Genomic DNA, 14,970 nt, shown 5'->3' on the forward strand with positions numbered 1-14,970 from the left:
CCGGGAAGCAGCTGCGCTGATGCATCAGGTTTGGCACCTTCCCCGGAGGCGGCGCTTGACGCGCCTTGTCCGGGCTACGGCGTGCAGACGGCTGGAAACCTGTAGCCCGACTAAGCGCAGCGCGAGCCGGGAAGCAGCAGCGCTGATGCATCAGGTTTGGCACCTTCCCCGGAGGCGGCGCCTGATGCGCCTGTCCGGCTCCAAAGCGCTTACAGCGTAATCGTCAACGCATTGCCCTGCGCGGTCACCACCACGCCCAGCTCGCTACCCGCCTGAGTCCCGCCCTGCACGCCCGCCACCTGCTGGATGTTGCGCAGGCACAGCGTCCAGCCGCTGGCCTCACCGTCACCGCTGACGGTGATGACGTTGCCCTGGCGTTTCGCCGTCAGGGTAAAGACCACCGACCCGTCCGCGGTCGGCACCTGACAGACGGCTTCGCGACCATCGTCGAGGCTAAACAGCTGGAAGGCGGTACCTTCGTTCCACGCGTAGTCCGGCTTCTGGTCATTGTTTCCCAGCGCCAGCAGAGTGTTGTCACGCACGTACACCGGCAGGCTCAGCACATCGTGATTCTGCTTATGCCAGCGGCTACCCTGCGCTTCATCGTTGTGCCACAGATGGGTCCAGCGGCCTTCCGGCAGCCAGAACTGGACGTCTCCCGCTTCGCTAAACACCGGCGCCACCAGCACGGAATCCCCCAGCATGTACTGCCGATCCAGATAGTCGCAGGCCGGGTCGTGCGGGAACTCCAGCATCATCGAACGCAGCATCGGCGTACCGAACTCATTGGCCAGCGCCGCCTGACGGTACAGATACGGCATCATGCGGCATTTCAGCTGCGTGAAGTGGCGCACCACGTCGCAGGACTCGTCATCGTAGGCCCACGGCACGCGATAGGATTTGCTGCCGTGCAGACGGCTGTGGCTCGACAGCAGGCCGAAGGCGCACCAGCGCTTGTAGACGTGAGCGGGCGCGGTGTTTTCGAAGCCGCCGATATCGTGGCTCCAGAACCCAAAGCCGGACATGCCGATCGACAGGCCGCCGCGCAGGCTTTCCGCCATCGATTCATAGTTGGCGTAGCAGTCGCCGCCCCAGTGCACCGGGAACTGCTGCGCGCCCACCGAGGCGGAGCGCGCGAACAGCACCGCTTCTTTCTCGCCGACGGTCTCTTTCAGTACGTTCCACACCAGCTCGTTATAGATGAAGGCGTAGTGGTTGTGCATTTTCTGCAGATCGGAACCATCAAACCACTGCACGTCGGTCGGGATACGCTCGCCGAAGTCGGTCTTGAAGCAGTCAACGCCCATCGCCACCAGGCCTTTCAGTTTGTCGGCATACCACTGGCAGGCTTGCGGATTAGTGAAGTCATAAATCGCCAGGCCCGGCTGCCATTTATCCCACTGCCACAGCGAACCGTCCGGGCGTTTCAGCAGATAGCCTTTCTCCTGCAGCTCTTTAAACACCGGCGAACGCTGGCCGATATAGGGGTTAATCCACACGCAGACCTTCAGCCCTTTCTCTTTCAGACGCTTAATCATGCCTTCCGGGTCAGGGAAGGTCACCGGATCCCATTCAAAATCGCACCACTGGAAGGCCTTCATCCAGAAGCAGTCAAAGTGGAACACGTGCAGCGGCAGGTTGCGCTCCGCCATGCCGTCGATAAAGCTGTTAACCGTCGCTTCATCGTAGTTGGTAGTGAACGAGGTGGTCAGCCACAGGCCGAAAGACCAGGCCGGCGGCAGCGCCGGACGCCCGGTAAACCGGGTATAGCGGTTCAGCACCTCTTTCGGGGTCGGGCCGTCGATAACGAAGTACTCCAGGTATTCACCTTCGACGCTGAACTGCACCTTAGAGACTTTTTCGGAGCCGATTTCGAAAGAGACGCGCTCAGGATGATTCACCAGCACGCCGTAGCCGCGGTTGGTCAGATAGAACGGGATATTTTTGTACGACTGTTCGGTGCTGGTGCCGCCGTCTTCGTTCCAGGTGTCGACCGTCTGGCCGTTGCGCACCAGCGCGGTAAAGCGCTCGCCGAGGCCGTAAACGGTGTCGCCGACGCCGAGATCCAGGCGCTCAAACATATAGTTACGATGCGTTTTGGTATCCTGCACGTAGCCGTCATTTTTCAGCTGGCTACCGGTAATCCGCACGCCGTCGCGCAGGAAATCCAGCGACCAGAAATCGCCTTTCGTGACGCGCGCGGTCAAATTGCCGCTCTTCAGCTCGGCATACTCAGCGCCGTTGTTAATCTCCACCTTGACGTCTTTCAGCACGTTCAGCGGATAGTGTGGGCCGTTGTTCAGCGCGCCCTGGAAGTGCTCCATGCGGACGCCGATCACCCCTTCCTGCGGAGAGAAGAAGCGCACGGTAAAGAGCGGAACGTCCAGCTGGGCGGCACGCTCGCGCACTTCGCGCGACGCGACGTAGACCACCATGTCGTTGCCCTGTTGCTCAACCTCATAGACCTGCACGGGTTGGATCAGATTGAGCCCTGGTTGAATAAGCCAGTTTCCATCACTGATTTTCATGAATAGCTTCCTCTTAGTTTTGCAATTCTTTGCCTGTCGGCGCTGAAGTGAAGTCGTGTTCGTTGCGGCGCGCGCCCTGAGCCAGCTCCGCCATCATCTTTTTCAGGAACGGGGTTTTCAGGGTGTAGTAGCGTTTCGCGATAACCGCGCTTAGCAGATAACAGACCGCCGGAGCGAGGGTGAACAATGAGATGATGATGGTGATAGTGGCGCTGTTCTGGGTTTTGGCCGCGGCATCGTAACCGCCGCCCGCCAGCATCCAGCCAATCAGCGCGCCGCCCAGCGCCAGGCCCAGCTTGAGCACGAACAGGGTGCCCGCAAAGCTGATACCGGTCAGGCGTTTGCCGTTACACCATTCGCCGTAGTCGACGGTGTCGGACATCATCACCCACTGAATCGGCGTCACCAGCTGGTGCAGCACGCCAATCACGAAGATAAAGGCGAACATGGTGATTTCGGCGTCCATCGGCACGAAGAACATCACCACGCTCAGCGCCGCCAGCAGAGCGTTAGTCCACCAGAAGACGCTGACTTTGCATTTCCAGTCGGTGAGCGGCTTCGCCAGCGCCGAGCCAATCAGGTTGCCGACGCAGTAGGTGGTGAGGAAGGCGGTGAACAGACCCGCGGACCCCATGATCCATGTGGTGTAATACATCATCGCGCCGCCGCGAACGCAGACCGCGAGGATGTTGAGGATGGTCAGCAGACCAACGACACGCCACTGATCGTTGCGCCAGATATCGCGCAGGTCTTCCCGCATTGAGGTAGAGCTCGGCGGCGCTTCGACGCGCTCTTTGGTGGTGAAGAAGCAAAACGCCAGCATCAGGAAAGCGATCGCCGACAGCACCGCGATGCCGCCCTGAAAGCCAAAGGCTTTGTCTTCGCCGCCGATAAAGTTCACCAGCGGCATCATCAGTACGGTGGAGAGCATGCCGCCCGCCGTCGCCAGCACAAAGCGCCAGGATTGCAGGGAGATGCGCTGCGTTGGGTTGTCGGTGATAACCCCGCCCAGCGCGCAGTACGGGATGTTGACCACGGTGTAGAGCAGGGTCAGCAGCGTGTAGGTGACCGCGGCGTATATCAGCTTGCCGTTATGACTCAGGTCCGGCGAGCTGTAGGCCAGCACGCAGACGAGGCCGAACGGAATCGCGCCGAACAGGATCCACGGGCGGAATTTTCCCCAGCGGCTGCGGGTACGGTCGGCCAGCAGCCCCATGCAGGGGTCGGATATCGCATCCAGCGCGCGGGCCAGCAGGAACATGGTACCGACATAGCCTGCAGGAATACCAAAGATATCGGTATAGAAAAACATCATATACAACATGACGTTATCAAAAATGATATGGCTTGCGGCATCGCCCATGCCGTAGCCAATCTTCTCTTTGACGGACAAAATATGATCTTTCATCGCACACTCTTCTCTCAGCGCTGCCGCGGGTTGGTACCGGTTACATGCTTTGTAACCCATCCGCGCAGTAAGATGAATTGCGATATCTCATAATCAAATTACGTTTCTTGTTTTATGTGATCCCGGTAGCCTGAAAGAGTGTATAAAAGTGTAAGCCACGGATTTTGCAAGGAATTGTTTAAGAAGGTTCTGTAAAGTCCAGTTTTAACAGTAAAAAAGTGCGTTTGGGTATGTGGTTAATGCAGGAAAGTAGCTATAATGCGCCCCGCCTCCATGTAGCAATCGAGGCGCGGAAGATCGTCATCTCCGGTGAGGTGGCTGGACTTCAAATCCAGTTGGGGCCGCCAGCGGTCCCGGGCAGGTTCAACTCCTGTGATCTTCCGCCAGTTCAATCATTTTTATCCATGTGAACTTATCCAGAAAATCAGCCTTTCGATTCAATACCCTTCGCTTTTAGCGCTTCTCGCCAGCTCTTTAAACCAGCTCGTAAGTCTCACCCTTTCCGGCAAGTGGTTACGCGCAGCGGGGTTCGATACCGGAAAGCGCTTCACGGTTAAGGTAATGGATGGCTGTATTGTTCTGCTGCCGCAGAGCGATAAGGAAGAAATGCTTAAAGCGGAGCTACTGCAAATTCAGCAATCCTTTAAAAGCGTCAACAATACGCTTCATCTCGTCTGACGCCCGGACATGTTCGCCTTCTGGATAGCCGCTCCCAAATGACGCCGGGTTAATCGTCCGTCTAATGAAATTTATGCTCTTCTGACATACTATGCGAACCAAAGCAGGTTAACCCGGAGGCTATATGGCAAATGAACACTTAACGTCGTCCCCCATAGGCGAGTTCGTTATGTTTGCCAGCGGTGATGGGAAAGTACGTGTTGAATGCCGCTTTGAAAGCGATACGCTTTGGCTCTCGCAGGCAATGATCTGCAAACTCTATGGTAAAGCGAAAGCCACCATCAGCGAGCATATAAAGCATATATTTGAAGAAGGCGAACTTGAGGAAAATTCAGTTGTTCGGTTTTACCGAACAACTGCCAGTGATGGAAAAAATTATCAGGTTCAACACTTTAGTTTGCCTCTGATACTTGCCGTTGGCTATCGCGTTCGCTCCCCTCGCGGCACTCAGTTCCGCCAGTGGGCAACCCAGACGCTCCAGGAATACCTGATCAAAGGTTTGTGATGGATGATGAGCGGTTAAAAAATCCGCCTGTTGGTTCATCGGCTGTACCCGACTATTTCGATGAGATGCTGGAGCGCATCCGCGATATTCGCGCCAGCGAACGCCGGGTTTATTTGCGCGTGCGAGAGATAATTGCCTGTTGTTCGCGCCTTTCTGCCGGGCGGCGCCTTGCCCGGCCTACGCGATGCGAGATTATCTTTGGGCCTGTGTAATTCCCACCGAGCCGCGCTGCATGGCGTTTAGTTATACAATCCCAGCTTCTGTGACAGCTCGCTCAGCTCACGCATCGCCGCCAGGCTTTTTTGTTTCCGCTGTTCCGCAGCAAGCTTCTCCCGCACCCGCTCCGCCACCCTCTCCGGCTCCTCAGACGAAACCACCCGGCAATCGTCTAATGCACAATATTCCCTAAAGCGCTGGCGGAACTTCATCTCTTCTTTTTCTCTGACCAGACCTAAGCCGCGTGTCAGCTGGCGCGCGACCACTATGCGCGTAGCGATATTAATATCCTCTGAAGGCAGTAGCAGGATGGAGTACCCGGACTGCCGCACAAGCTGTCGATTCCCGGCGACAATCTCCGGGCAGACATCGGTGGCAAGAAATCCCGAGGAGAGCACCACCACTCGTTTTTCATGCGGATTCTCCGCCAGCAGGCGAGAGCATAGCGCGGCGTTCTCACGCACATAGCGCTCATATCCATTGCGCTGAATATATTGGCGAATATTTAAAATCTGCTCGCAAAATTCGCTATCGAGATCGATAAGCCGGTAGCTCATCGCCTGCGCCAGCAGCGCTCCAACCGTGCTTTTCCCCACCCCGCCAGGGCCAATCAGAAATAGCGTATTCATCTTTATTCCTCGCGTCCGTGTGAAAGCATTATGTCAGCAGAATACGCCAAATAATGCCGCGATCGCGGCGGTTTTTTGTTCACTTCCATCTCCCCAGCCAATCATTTCCATCCAATGTTTGCGTTATTCCCTTCACCTTTAAATCCTTACACTAACGGGATAACGTGGCTTAGAAAGGAGACCAATGATGACACCCGAACTCGAACACAGCTTCTCTATCACCATTCAGGTAGACAAACCGGTCATCGTCTCCCGCAGCCCGCAGAGCGGGAAACGTCAGCTGATCCCAATCCTCAGCGGAACCGTACGCGGTGAGCTTAACGGCCACGTCTTACCCGGCGGCGTCGACAGCCAGATCGTCGAGCCTGACGGCACCTGCCGCCTCTCTGCCCGCTATGCATTACACGTGGAAGAAGGCACGGTATACTTCGAAAACAACGGTATTCGCCGCCTACCCGAAGAGTACAAAGAACGTCTTTTCGGCGACGATATGCGATTTTTTAGCGATATTCCGCCGGAAGCTATCTATTTTCGTACCGTACCGACTTTTGAAGTGGATGCGCCTGCGCTGCGCTGGCTCACCACCTCGCTGTTTATCTGTTCCGGCGGCCGCACGCAGGACGGCGTGATGCTCGATTTTTATCGCGTCCGCTGATTTTCACTTTTTCAATATAACTGTTATCGCCGTCGGGCCATTTTTCCCCCGCGTGCCGCGGTCTATCCTCAATACATTCAAACGATGAACCTTATTCAAAACCGGAGAGTGTATGAAAGCGATCGCCATTACCCGCGCGGCGGCAGAAGGCAGCAATATTCCTTTTTTAACCGACATCGAGCTGCCGCAGCCGGTTGCCGAGGGACATGACCTGCTGGTTGAAGTGAAGGCTATTTCCGTCAACCCGGTGGATACCAAAGTCCGCGCCGGATTTAACGCCGACACCCCGCGCGTGCTGGGCTGGGACGCGGTGGGCGTGGTGAAAGCCGTCGGCAGCGCGGTGACGCTGTTCGCCGCGGGAGATGAAGTGTGGTACGCCGGCGCGCTGGGCCGTCCTGGCAGCAACAGCGAGTTTCAGTTAGTGGATGAGCGCATCGTCGCCCGCAAACCGCGTTCTCTGGATAATGCCGCCGCCGCCGCGCTGCCGCTCACCGCCATTACCGCCTGGGAGCTGCTGTTCCACCGTCTTGGCGTAGAGGAAGGCGGCAACGCGGGCGACACGCTGCTGATCGTCGGCGCGGCGGGCGGCGTCGGTTCGATACTGACCCAGCTCGCCAGCAAGCTCACCGGTATGACGGTCATTGGCACCGCCTCGCGCCCGGAAAGCCAGAAATGGGTACGGGAAGCGGGCGCGCATCATGTTATCGATCACAGCAAACCGCTCGCCGAAGAGCTGGCGCGGATTGGCGTCAAAGCGGTAACCCACGTCGCCAGCCTGACCAATACCGACCAGCACTATCCGCAGCTGATCGCCGCTCTCGCACCGCAGGGCAAGCTGGCGCTCATCGACGATCCGCAAACCCTCGACGTGGTGCCGCTGAAGGCGAAAAGCATCTCCCTGCACTGGGAATTTATGTTTACCCGCTCGATGTTCGACACGCCGGACATGATCGCCCAGCATCAGCTGCTGACCCGCGTGGCGGCGCTGATTGACGACAACACCATTAAGACCACCCTCGGCGAGCACTACGGCGCCATCACCGCCGCCAACCTGCAAAAAGCGCACGCGCAGCTGGAAACCGGGCGTTCGGTGGGCAAAATCGTGCTGGAGGGCTTTTAAGATGAGCGGCGAGGCGATTTCACTTCTCGCGGTGCTGACGGCGAAACCGGGCCACAGCGACGCGCTACGCCAGGCCCTGCGGGCGCTGCTGCTGCCGACGCGTCAGGAGCCAGGCAACCTCGATTACGCCCTGTTTCAGCTGCGCGATGCGCCGGATACGTTCTATATGCGCGAATCCTGGCGCAATCAGGAAGCGCTGGACGCGCATATCACCCTGCCGCACTTCCAGGATTTTATTGCGCAGATGGATAGCCTGCTTGCCGGGCCGCTGCGGCTGGATTATCTGACGCCCGTCGCGCCCTGATATTTTCTGTACTCCGTTTGCGGGGGTGAGCCCATCTTTAACCCTTTGAGCTCTCCCCCACCCATCGCGCCTCAACCAGGCTACGCTTGATCCTGCCGCTCAAAAAACGCTCTCCCCCCTCCGTTTTATTCAACGCCGTTATGTAGAAGAGGTTTTGCTATGCAGATCAACGCTATTGGAACGAACTCGGCCAGCCAGCCGTTGGGGTCTATGGCCATCACCCGCCGCGAACCGGGGCCGGACGATGTGCAGATCGCCATTGATTATTGCGGCGTCTGCCACTCGGATGTACACCAGGCCCGCTCCGAGTGGGCAGGGACACTCTATCCCTGCGTGCCGGGCCATGAAATCGTCGGCCGGGTGACCGCCGTAGGCAGCCGGGTCTCCGGCCACGCCGTTGGCGATCTGGTGGGCGTCGGCTGTATGGTCGACAGCTGTAAAGAGTGCGAGGAGTGCCGGGACGGGCTGGAAAACTATTGCGATCGTATGGTGCTCACCTATAACGGCCCGACGCAGGACGCGCCCGGCCACACGCTCGGCGGTTACTCCCAGCAGATCGTTGTGCATCAGCGCTACGTGCTGCGCGTCCGCCATCCCAAAGAGCAGCTGGCCGCCGTCGCGCCGCTGCTGTGCGCGGGCATCACGACTTACTCGCCGCTACGCCACTGGAACGTCGGGCCGGGCAAAAAAGTCGGCATCGTGGGCATTGGCGGGCTGGGGCATATGGGCATCAAGTTGGCCCACGCCATGGGCGCCCACGTGGTGGCCTTTACCACCTCGGAATCCAAGCGTGACGCGGCGCGGGAGCTGGGCGCGGACGAAGTGGTGGTCTCGCGCAACGAAAACGAAATGGCCGCCCACCTGAAGAGCTTCGACTTCATACTCAACACCGTGGCGGCGCCGCATAACCTCGATGCCTTCACCACCCTGCTCAAGCGCGACGGCACCATGACGCTGGTGGGCGCGCCCGCCACGCCGCATCCCTCGCCGGAAGTGTTTAATCTAATCTTCCGCCGCCGGTCAATTGCCGGGTCGATGATCGGCGGCATTCCGGAAACCCAGGAGATGCTCGATTTCTGCGCCGAGCACGGTATCGTCGCCGATATAGAGCTGATTCGCGGCGACCAGATTAACGAGGCCTGGGAGCGGATGATTAAAGGCGACGTGAAATACCGCTTCGTCATCGACAGCGCCACGCTCGGCGGCTAAGCCCCGCGACGAAAGGTGCGCCGCCACTCCGCCGGGCTGACGCCAAAGCGCGCTTTAAACTGCTGGCGCCAGGTTACGGCGGAGCGATAGCCCACTTCCTCCGCCACCTGCCCGACCGGTAAATCCCCGGCCTCCAGCAGGATCTGGCTGCGCCGCAGGCGCTCGGCGGCCAGCCAGTCGGCGATGCCCATGCCGGTCGCTTTGGCGAAATGGCGGGTCAGGGTCCGGCGGCTCATCGCCGCCACCTGCGCCAACGAGTCGAGATTATGCGGTTCGCGGATGTGCTGCTGGAGATACTCAAGCAGGCCGTTTATCCGCGCGTCGCGGGTGTTTTTGGGTACCGGCTGGGCGATAAACTGCGCCTGGCCGCCCTCACGGTGCGGCGGGACGATCATCCGCCGGGCGATCTGATTGGCGACAAGGCTGCCAAAACGCTGGCGAATGAGATACAGGCAGCAGTCGAGCGCCGCCGCGGTGCCCGCCGAGGTGATAATCCCCTCATCGTCAACGTACAGCGCGTTGATATCCAGCCGCACCTGTGGAAACAGGCGCTGAAAATCCTGCTCGAACTCCCAGTGGGTCGCCGCGCGCCTGTCGTCCAGCAGCCCGGCGTAGCCGAGTACAAACGCCCCGAGGCACAGGCCGACGATCTGCGCGCCGTTATTGCGCGCGCGAACCAGGCCGTCAAGCAGCGGCTGCGGTGGGCGCTGATTCACCGCCCCCCAGTAAGGCACCACCACGATATCCGCCTGCGCCAGGAGGGAAAAATCGCCGCTGGCGTTCAGCGCGAAGCCGTCGCGGGCGCTGAGCAGCCCCGGCCGTTCGGCGCAAATATGCAGGTTAAAGCGTTTGGTTTCCGAGACCGTATCGCCAAACAGCATACAGGGCACCGAGTAGTGAAACGGGCTAAACCCGTCCACCGCCACAATCGCCACTTCCGTGAGTTTCATCGCCTGCTCCGCTTCTAAAAGACCATACTTTCCCCATCCTGCGGGATGCTGACCGCTTCGGCAATCTGATTGTCAGCCACGTACTGGCGCAGCTCATCGCGGCTCAGCAGACAGTGGTTCACCGCATCCATATGGCTGGCGACGATTTTGGCTTCCGGCAGGACGAAGTGCGCCTTCAGCACATCCTCTTTGCCCATGATGATCGGCCCAAAACCGATGACGTGCGCATACCCGGCATTCAGCACCACCACGTCAGGGCGCAGCCTGAGCATGTCGGCTTCCACTGCATCGCGCCAGATGGTGTCCCCCACCAGCCATAGGGTTTTCTCCTGCGGATGGCGCAGCACCACGCCGCAGGCTTCGCCCAGGCGCTCGGCCATTGCCGGCACCGCATAAGTGCGGTCGCTGCCGTGCTGGCCCGAGGTGGTTTTCACCAGCGCAACGTCAGCAAACGCGCTGTCCTCAGAGAGCAGACGAATATCGCAAAAGCCCTGGCCGCGCAGCAGCTGTCCGTCGGCATCATGCTGGACATAAACCGGCAGGGTTTTGGGGATCGCGGCGATCGCCGCCTCGTCCCAGTGATCCTGATGAGTGTGGGTGACGATAACCGCATCCACGTCAACGATCGTTTCGATGGAAAAAGGCAGTTCCACCAGCGGGTTACGCAACTCGCTGCGCGCGGTACCGGCAAAGCCCGCCCAGGCGCCTTTGGCAGAAAGCATCGGGTCAATCAGAAACTTTTTACCCGCATAATCAATAAGCTGGGTGGCATTACGCACATGGGTGATTTTCATGATGTTCATTCCTCTTTGCGGTCATCTGCTGAACATCGTACGTCCCACAAGCCTGGCGCAATATGGGCGTTTGGGCAATGAACGATGAAATCGGGCCAATCTGCGACGGTTGCCATCGGCTCCCGGCTATGGTGTGCTGAACGCTCAACTTTGAGGAACAGTGGCTACGATGAAAAAGAAACTCACCTCCGCCGATATGCACGATGTCGAGGTTCTGGCAGACACCCCATGGTTCAGCATGCGCAAGGTCGGAATTGATATGGCCCCCGGCGATCGGCGGGATTTTTACTCCATTCACTATCCTCGCCCGGCGGTGGGGATTGTGGCGATGCAGGATGACAAAGTGCTGCTGATTCGCCACTACCGTTACCTGATCGATCGGGTGGTGTGGGCGATTCCTTCCGGCGGCGTCGATGAAGGCGAAGACCCGCGCGCGGCGGCCCTGCGCGAGCTGCGGGAAGAGACCGGCTGGCAGGCGCAGCGCGCCGACGAAATTATCCGCTATAACCCCTCCTACGGCAGCAGCGACCAGCTATTTATTACCTGGCTGGCCCACGATTTGACCTGGGTGGGAATGGATGAAGATCAGGATGAAGTGATGGAAACGGGCTGGTTTACCCTCGAAGAGATAGGCCAGCTGATCGCCCGCGGCGAGATGCCGGACGGGCTATCGCTGGTGCCGCTGCTGCATCTGATGGCGCAGCGGCGCACCGGTTTAGCGTAGCGGCTTCAGCATCCGCCAGCGGAACCACAGCTGAGCGACGAGGATCAGCAGGCCGCCGATAATTTTCTGCAGCGGTAGCTGTTCGCCGTACCACAGCGCGGCGGCAATCACCGTGAGCAGCGGTTCCAGCACCATAATAATCGCCGCGCTGGCGACCGCCGCGTACTTCTGCCCCTTCATTTGCAGGCCGAAGCGCAGGCTGGTGGCGATAACGATGCTGGCGAGCAGCCAGCCGAAGGTCGGCAGGGTAAACGGCTGAGTCCAGCTTTCAACGGCGGCGGAGATCCCCAGTCCGACAATGCCGGTAATGCCGAGCTGCACGGTGGTCAGCGGGATCAGCGGCACCTCGCGGGCGCTTTTGCTGGTGTAGCAAAACCAGATCGATTGCACCAGCGCGGTCAACAGGAACCAGCCCTGGCTGGGGTGAAACGCAATCGGCATATGCAGGCTGAGCAATCCGAGGCCGACAATGGCGATCGGCAGGCACTCCCAGTAGGCCCGCGCCGGCCGCGCCTTCATCATCACCCATGCGGTAAGCGGCACGAACAGCATCGACAGGCTCATGATAAACGCCCCTTCGCCCAGCGATGGGGTCGTTGATACCGAGTAGATCCACAGGCACAGGTTTAGCGCAAACCACAGGCCGCTGATAATCATGCGCGGCCACTGCTGCCTCTCGACGCGAAGGCCGCGGCAGAAAGGCAGCAGCAGCAGCGCAGCGAAGAAAAAGCGCAGGCCGAGGAAAGCGAAAACCGGCATGCCGGCAATCGCTTCCCGGGAAAAAATCCATCCGCAGGCGGCGATAACCGTCGCGGCTATGAGCAGCAAATCAGCCTGGCGTTGCCGGGTCATCGCCACGTCTCCTTGTGTGAGTGATTACCAGCCGGGCACCGCGCCGCCGTTGAAGATCGTCTCCGCCGCCTTCGCCACCTCCGGCGACTGGTAGGACTGGATAAACGCTTTGACGTTTTCCGCGTCTTTGTTGTCTTCGCGGGTCACGATGATGTTCACATAGGGCGAGTTTTTATCTTCAATAAAGATGCCGTCGCGTACCGGGGAGAGGCCGGTCTGCTGCAGGTAGGTAGTGCTGATGATCGCCACGTCGACCTTCGGGTCGTCGATGACGCGCGGCAGCTGTGCTCCTTCCAGCTCCATAATTTTCAGGTGATGCGGGTTGTCAATGATATCAACCGCCGTCGGCAGCAGGCCGGTGCCCGCTTTGAGGGTAATCAGCTTTTCCTGCTGGAGCAGAAGCAGCGCGCGGCCCAGGTTGGTCGGGTCGTTCGGAATGGCGATGGTCGCGCCGTCTTTCAGCTCGGCGACGGATTTTATTTTGCGCGAGTAGCCCGCCATCGGGAAGACGAAAGTGTTGCCTACCGCCACCAGGCGATAGTTGTGGGCTTTATTATCCTGTTCGAGGAACGGGCGATGCTGAAAGACGTTGGCGTCCAGATCGCCGGCGTTGGTGGACTCATTCGGCAGCAGCGAGCCGCTAAAGCCCACCAGCTCCACGTCGAGGCCATATTTCTCTTTAGCCACTTTCTTCGCCACTTCCGCCACATCCTGTTCCGCGCCGTTAATCACGCCGACTTTAATGTGTTTCGCATCGCTGCCCTTCTGGTCGCAGCCCGCCAGCAGCAGGCCCGCCAGCACCACGGCGGCGGCTGTCCGTAAACGCAATTTCATTGTTATCACCCCGTCAGTCCATAGAAATCGTTATTATTTTTTCGTCTGAAACTATAACGACTTTGTGCTGGGGTTTTAAACGCAAAAACCGCAACCGGAAATAAAATCATCTTCCCCCTTTCTCCCGGGGGCGGCGCGATGCGCCTGCCCGGGCTACGGGTTCACCGTCGGCTGCAATCGAGTAGCCCGGACAGGTGCGCAGCGCCGCCTCCGGAGATCTCCTCAACAATGAGGCTCGTTCCGCAGAACGGGGACGCGCCTTACAGCCCCAGTTCGCTCAATCCCGGGTGATCGTCCGGGCGACGGCCCTGGGGCCAGTGAAACAGACGCTCGCTCTCGGTGATGGGCAGATCGTTGATGCAGGCGTAGCGCGTCTGCATCAGTCCGTGCTCGTCGAATTCCCAGTTCTCGTTGCCGTAGGAGCGAAACCAGTTGCCGCTGTCGTCGTGCCACTCATAGGCAAAGCGTACCGCAATACGGTTATCGCTCCACGCCCACAGTTCCTTAATCAGCCGGTACTCCTGCTCTTTACGCCATTTGCGCTGCAGGAAGTCGATAATCTGCGTTCTGCCGTGAACAAATTCGCTGCGGTTACGCCATTCGCTCTCGACGGTATAGGCCAGCGCGACCTTAGCGGCATCGCGGCTGTTCCAGCCATCTTCAGCGGCACGGACTTTTTGTGCGGCGCTCTCGCGGGTGAACGGCGGCAGAGGCGGACGTTGTTCGGTCATCATGAATCTCCTGTATGAATACCCTTCATACTTCAAGTTGCTTATGTGTTGGCTACACTCGTTCACCCCAGTCACATAGTTATCTATGCTCCTGGGGACTCACTCCCTTGCCGCCTTTAAGCAACTCGAATTATTTTGGGTATATAAGCTGCTGCAGGCGCTGATTTTCCCGCTCCAGTTCGTCAATACGCTGTTGCAGCGTCTGGCTATACTCCGCCACCTGCCGGGCGGTGTAGCGGGGGGTAATATGCTGCGGGCAGTTCCAGTCAAAAGCCTGTAAGTGGAAACGGTAGATGCGCTCAATCCGGGCCCGATAGTTCTCCGGCGCGACCTGCGCCAGCAGCTGCGGGTCGGCATCCACCGCCACAACCTCTACGGTGGCGTAGATTTTCAGCCTGGCACGGCGCGGGTAATCCATCAAAAACAGACAGGCCCGATCGCTGCCGCGCAGGTTACCGGTGGTGATGTACTGGCGATTACCGGAAAAATCCGCCATCGCCAGGGTGGTTTCATCCAGCAGATGCAGAAAGCCCACCGGGCCGCCGCGATGCTGAATATAGGGCCAGCCGGTTTGCGAAAGGGTGGCCAGATAGAAGCTGTCGCGGGTGGCAATCATCGCCTCCTCGCTGGCGCCGAAGCGCTCACCCCGGCGCTGGCGATGCGGCGACTGCCACAGCTCATCGCTGCCCATTTCATGCTGGACATCCATCACGTCCGGCGTCATGGCGATATCAAGAAATTCTGCTGGCATAGGTCCTCCCGATGCGTTGCGGCGTAACTCATCATGGACTGTGCTGACAGAAAAGATAATAGTGCCAATATGACAATCATCT

At 58.9% G+C, this 14,970-nt stretch carries 15 protein-coding genes, 1 tRNA gene and 1 pseudogene; 8 read left to right on the top strand and 9 right to left on the bottom strand.

All coding sequences use genetic code 11. From position 1 onward, the window contains the following. Positions 1–209: 209 nt before the first annotated feature. Together yicI and ABLU87_RS22695 are read right to left on the bottom strand one after the other, a co-directional pair. The gene (gene yicI, locus ABLU87_RS22690) at positions 210–2,528 is read right to left on the bottom strand and encodes an alpha-xylosidase (protein WP_122116994.1); all 2,319 of its coding nucleotides are present in this window, start codon (positions 2,526–2,528) and stop codon (positions 210–212) included. Positions 2,529–2,541: 13 nt separating this feature from the next. Further along, complete coding sequence (locus ABLU87_RS22695; RefSeq protein WP_025107606.1) at positions 2,542–3,936, bottom strand: glycoside-pentoside-hexuronide family transporter; 1,395 nt, start codon at positions 3,934–3,936, stop codon at positions 2,542–2,544. Between the two features lie 291 nt (positions 3,937–4,227). On the opposite strand from ABLU87_RS22695, the gene ABLU87_RS22700 reads away from it, so the two are divergent. The 3 genes and pseudogenes from ABLU87_RS22700 to rhuM all read left to right on the top strand — a co-directional run. After that, positions 4,228–4,322 (top strand) — tRNA-Sec (locus ABLU87_RS22700). Positions 4,323–4,371: 49 nt separating this feature from the next. Beyond that, on the top strand, positions 4,372–4,614 hold the full coding sequence (locus ABLU87_RS22705) for a SymE family type I addiction module toxin (RefSeq protein ID WP_224237374.1): 243 nt from the start codon (positions 4,372–4,374) through the stop codon (positions 4,612–4,614). 124 nt (positions 4,615–4,738) lie between these two features. Further along, positions 4,739–5,250 (top strand): annotated as a pseudogene (gene rhuM, locus ABLU87_RS22710) (RhuM family protein); the annotation flags it as partial. Between the two features lie 108 nt (positions 5,251–5,358). On the opposite strand, the gene ABLU87_RS22715 reads toward rhuM, so the two are convergent. Beyond that, the gene (locus tag ABLU87_RS22715; RefSeq protein ID WP_122116993.1) at positions 5,359–5,964 is read right to left on the bottom strand and encodes a shikimate kinase; all 606 of its coding nucleotides are present in this window, start codon (positions 5,962–5,964) and stop codon (positions 5,359–5,361) included. Between the two features lie 187 nt (positions 5,965–6,151). On the opposite strand from ABLU87_RS22715, the gene ABLU87_RS22720 reads away from it, so the two are divergent. From ABLU87_RS22720 to ABLU87_RS22735, 4 genes are all read left to right on the top strand, one after another. Next, positions 6,152–6,619: a DUF3237 domain-containing protein gene (locus ABLU87_RS22720; protein ID WP_122116992.1), complete on the top strand. Its 468-nt coding sequence runs from the start codon at positions 6,152–6,154 to the stop codon at positions 6,617–6,619. Between the two features lie 112 nt (positions 6,620–6,731). Next, the gene (locus ABLU87_RS22725; RefSeq protein ID WP_025107602.1) at positions 6,732–7,739 is read left to right on the top strand and encodes a zinc-binding alcohol dehydrogenase family protein; all 1,008 of its coding nucleotides are present in this window, start codon (positions 6,732–6,734) and stop codon (positions 7,737–7,739) included. Position 7,740: 1 nt separating this feature from the next. Then, positions 7,741–8,043 (top strand): putative quinol monooxygenase, encoded by a 303-nt coding sequence (locus ABLU87_RS22730; RefSeq protein ID WP_122116991.1) that lies wholly within the window; start codon positions 7,741–7,743, stop codon positions 8,041–8,043. Positions 8,044–8,202: 159 nt separating this feature from the next. Continuing rightward, positions 8,203–9,252: an NAD(P)-dependent alcohol dehydrogenase gene (locus ABLU87_RS22735; RefSeq protein WP_014227281.1), complete on the top strand. Its 1,050-nt coding sequence runs from the start codon at positions 8,203–8,205 to the stop codon at positions 9,250–9,252. Here the strand turns inward: ABLU87_RS22735 and ABLU87_RS22740 are convergent. Further along, positions 9,249–10,202, bottom strand: a complete 954-nt coding sequence (locus tag ABLU87_RS22740) for a helix-turn-helix domain-containing protein (protein WP_032751845.1) — start codon at positions 10,200–10,202, stop codon at positions 9,249–9,251. The genes ABLU87_RS22735 and ABLU87_RS22740 overlap by 4 nt on opposite strands. 14 nt (positions 10,203–10,216) lie before the next feature. Next, on the bottom strand, positions 10,217–10,996 hold the full coding sequence (locus tag ABLU87_RS22745) for an MBL fold metallo-hydrolase (RefSeq protein ID WP_064375678.1): 780 nt from the start codon (positions 10,994–10,996) through the stop codon (positions 10,217–10,219). Positions 10,997–11,165: 169 nt separating this feature from the next. On the opposite strand from ABLU87_RS22745, the gene ABLU87_RS22750 reads away from it, so the two are divergent. Further along, positions 11,166–11,720, top strand: a complete 555-nt coding sequence (locus tag ABLU87_RS22750; RefSeq protein ID WP_025107597.1) for an NUDIX hydrolase — start codon at positions 11,166–11,168, stop codon at positions 11,718–11,720. Here the strand turns inward: ABLU87_RS22750 and ABLU87_RS22755 are convergent. From ABLU87_RS22755 to ABLU87_RS22770, 4 genes are all read right to left on the bottom strand, one after another. Next, the gene (locus tag ABLU87_RS22755) at positions 11,712–12,572 is read right to left on the bottom strand and encodes a DMT family transporter (protein ID WP_025107596.1); all 861 of its coding nucleotides are present in this window, start codon (positions 12,570–12,572) and stop codon (positions 11,712–11,714) included. The genes ABLU87_RS22750 and ABLU87_RS22755 overlap by 9 nt on opposite strands. Before the next feature lie 24 nt (positions 12,573–12,596). Further along, on the bottom strand, positions 12,597–13,406 hold the full coding sequence (gene nlpA, locus ABLU87_RS22760) for a lipoprotein NlpA (RefSeq protein WP_025107595.1): 810 nt from the start codon (positions 13,404–13,406) through the stop codon (positions 12,597–12,599). 260 nt (positions 13,407–13,666) lie between these two features. Further along, positions 13,667–14,137, bottom strand: a complete 471-nt coding sequence (locus ABLU87_RS22765) for a nuclear transport factor 2 family protein (protein ID WP_014227287.1) — start codon at positions 14,135–14,137, stop codon at positions 13,667–13,669. 130 nt (positions 14,138–14,267) lie between these two features. Continuing rightward, the gene (locus ABLU87_RS22770; RefSeq protein WP_025107593.1) at positions 14,268–14,888 is read right to left on the bottom strand and encodes a pyridoxamine 5'-phosphate oxidase family protein; all 621 of its coding nucleotides are present in this window, start codon (positions 14,886–14,888) and stop codon (positions 14,268–14,270) included. Between the last annotated feature and the right edge of the window lie 82 nt (positions 14,889–14,970).

This window comes from Klebsiella sp. CB_Kp196, from assembly GCF_040061575.1.
GTDB lineage: Bacteria > Pseudomonadota > Gammaproteobacteria > Enterobacterales > Enterobacteriaceae > Klebsiella > Klebsiella michiganensis.

What these genes read in the sequence shown, in the direction of transcription:
- yicI (WP_122116994.1), bottom strand. Translation starts at nt 2,528, where the DNA reads ATGAAAATCAGTGATGGAAACTGGCTTATTCAACCAGGGCTCAATCTG.
- ABLU87_RS22695 (WP_025107606.1), bottom strand. Translation starts at nt 3,936, where the DNA reads ATGAAAGATCATATTTTGTCCGTCAAAGAGAAGATTGGCTACGGCATG.
- ABLU87_RS22715 (WP_122116993.1), bottom strand. Translation starts at nt 5,964, where the DNA reads ATGAATACGCTATTTCTGATTGGCCCTGGCGGGGTGGGGAAAAGCACG.
- ABLU87_RS22720 (WP_122116992.1), top strand. Translation starts at nt 6,152, where the DNA reads ATGACACCCGAACTCGAACACAGCTTCTCTATCACCATTCAGGTAGAC.
- ABLU87_RS22725 (WP_025107602.1), top strand. Translation starts at nt 6,732, where the DNA reads ATGAAAGCGATCGCCATTACCCGCGCGGCGGCAGAAGGCAGCAATATT.
- ABLU87_RS22730 (WP_122116991.1), top strand. Translation starts at nt 7,741, where the DNA reads ATGAGCGGCGAGGCGATTTCACTTCTCGCGGTGCTGACGGCGAAACCG.
- ABLU87_RS22735 (WP_014227281.1), top strand. Translation starts at nt 8,203, where the DNA reads ATGCAGATCAACGCTATTGGAACGAACTCGGCCAGCCAGCCGTTGGGG.
- ABLU87_RS22740 (WP_032751845.1), bottom strand. Translation starts at nt 10,202, where the DNA reads ATGAAACTCACGGAAGTGGCGATTGTGGCGGTGGACGGGTTTAGCCCG.
- ABLU87_RS22745 (WP_064375678.1), bottom strand. Translation starts at nt 10,996, where the DNA reads ATGAAAATCACCCATGTGCGTAATGCCACCCAGCTTATTGATTATGCG.
- ABLU87_RS22750 (WP_025107597.1), top strand. Translation starts at nt 11,166, where the DNA reads ATGAAAAAGAAACTCACCTCCGCCGATATGCACGATGTCGAGGTTCTG.
- ABLU87_RS22755 (WP_025107596.1), bottom strand. Translation starts at nt 12,572, where the DNA reads ATGACCCGGCAACGCCAGGCTGATTTGCTGCTCATAGCCGCGACGGTT.
- nlpA (WP_025107595.1), bottom strand. Translation starts at nt 13,406, where the DNA reads ATGAAATTGCGTTTACGGACAGCCGCCGCCGTGGTGCTGGCGGGCCTG.
- ABLU87_RS22765 (WP_014227287.1), bottom strand. Translation starts at nt 14,137, where the DNA reads ATGACCGAACAACGTCCGCCTCTGCCGCCGTTCACCCGCGAGAGCGCC.
- ABLU87_RS22770 (WP_025107593.1), bottom strand. Translation starts at nt 14,888, where the DNA reads ATGCCAGCAGAATTTCTTGATATCGCCATGACGCCGGACGTGATGGAT.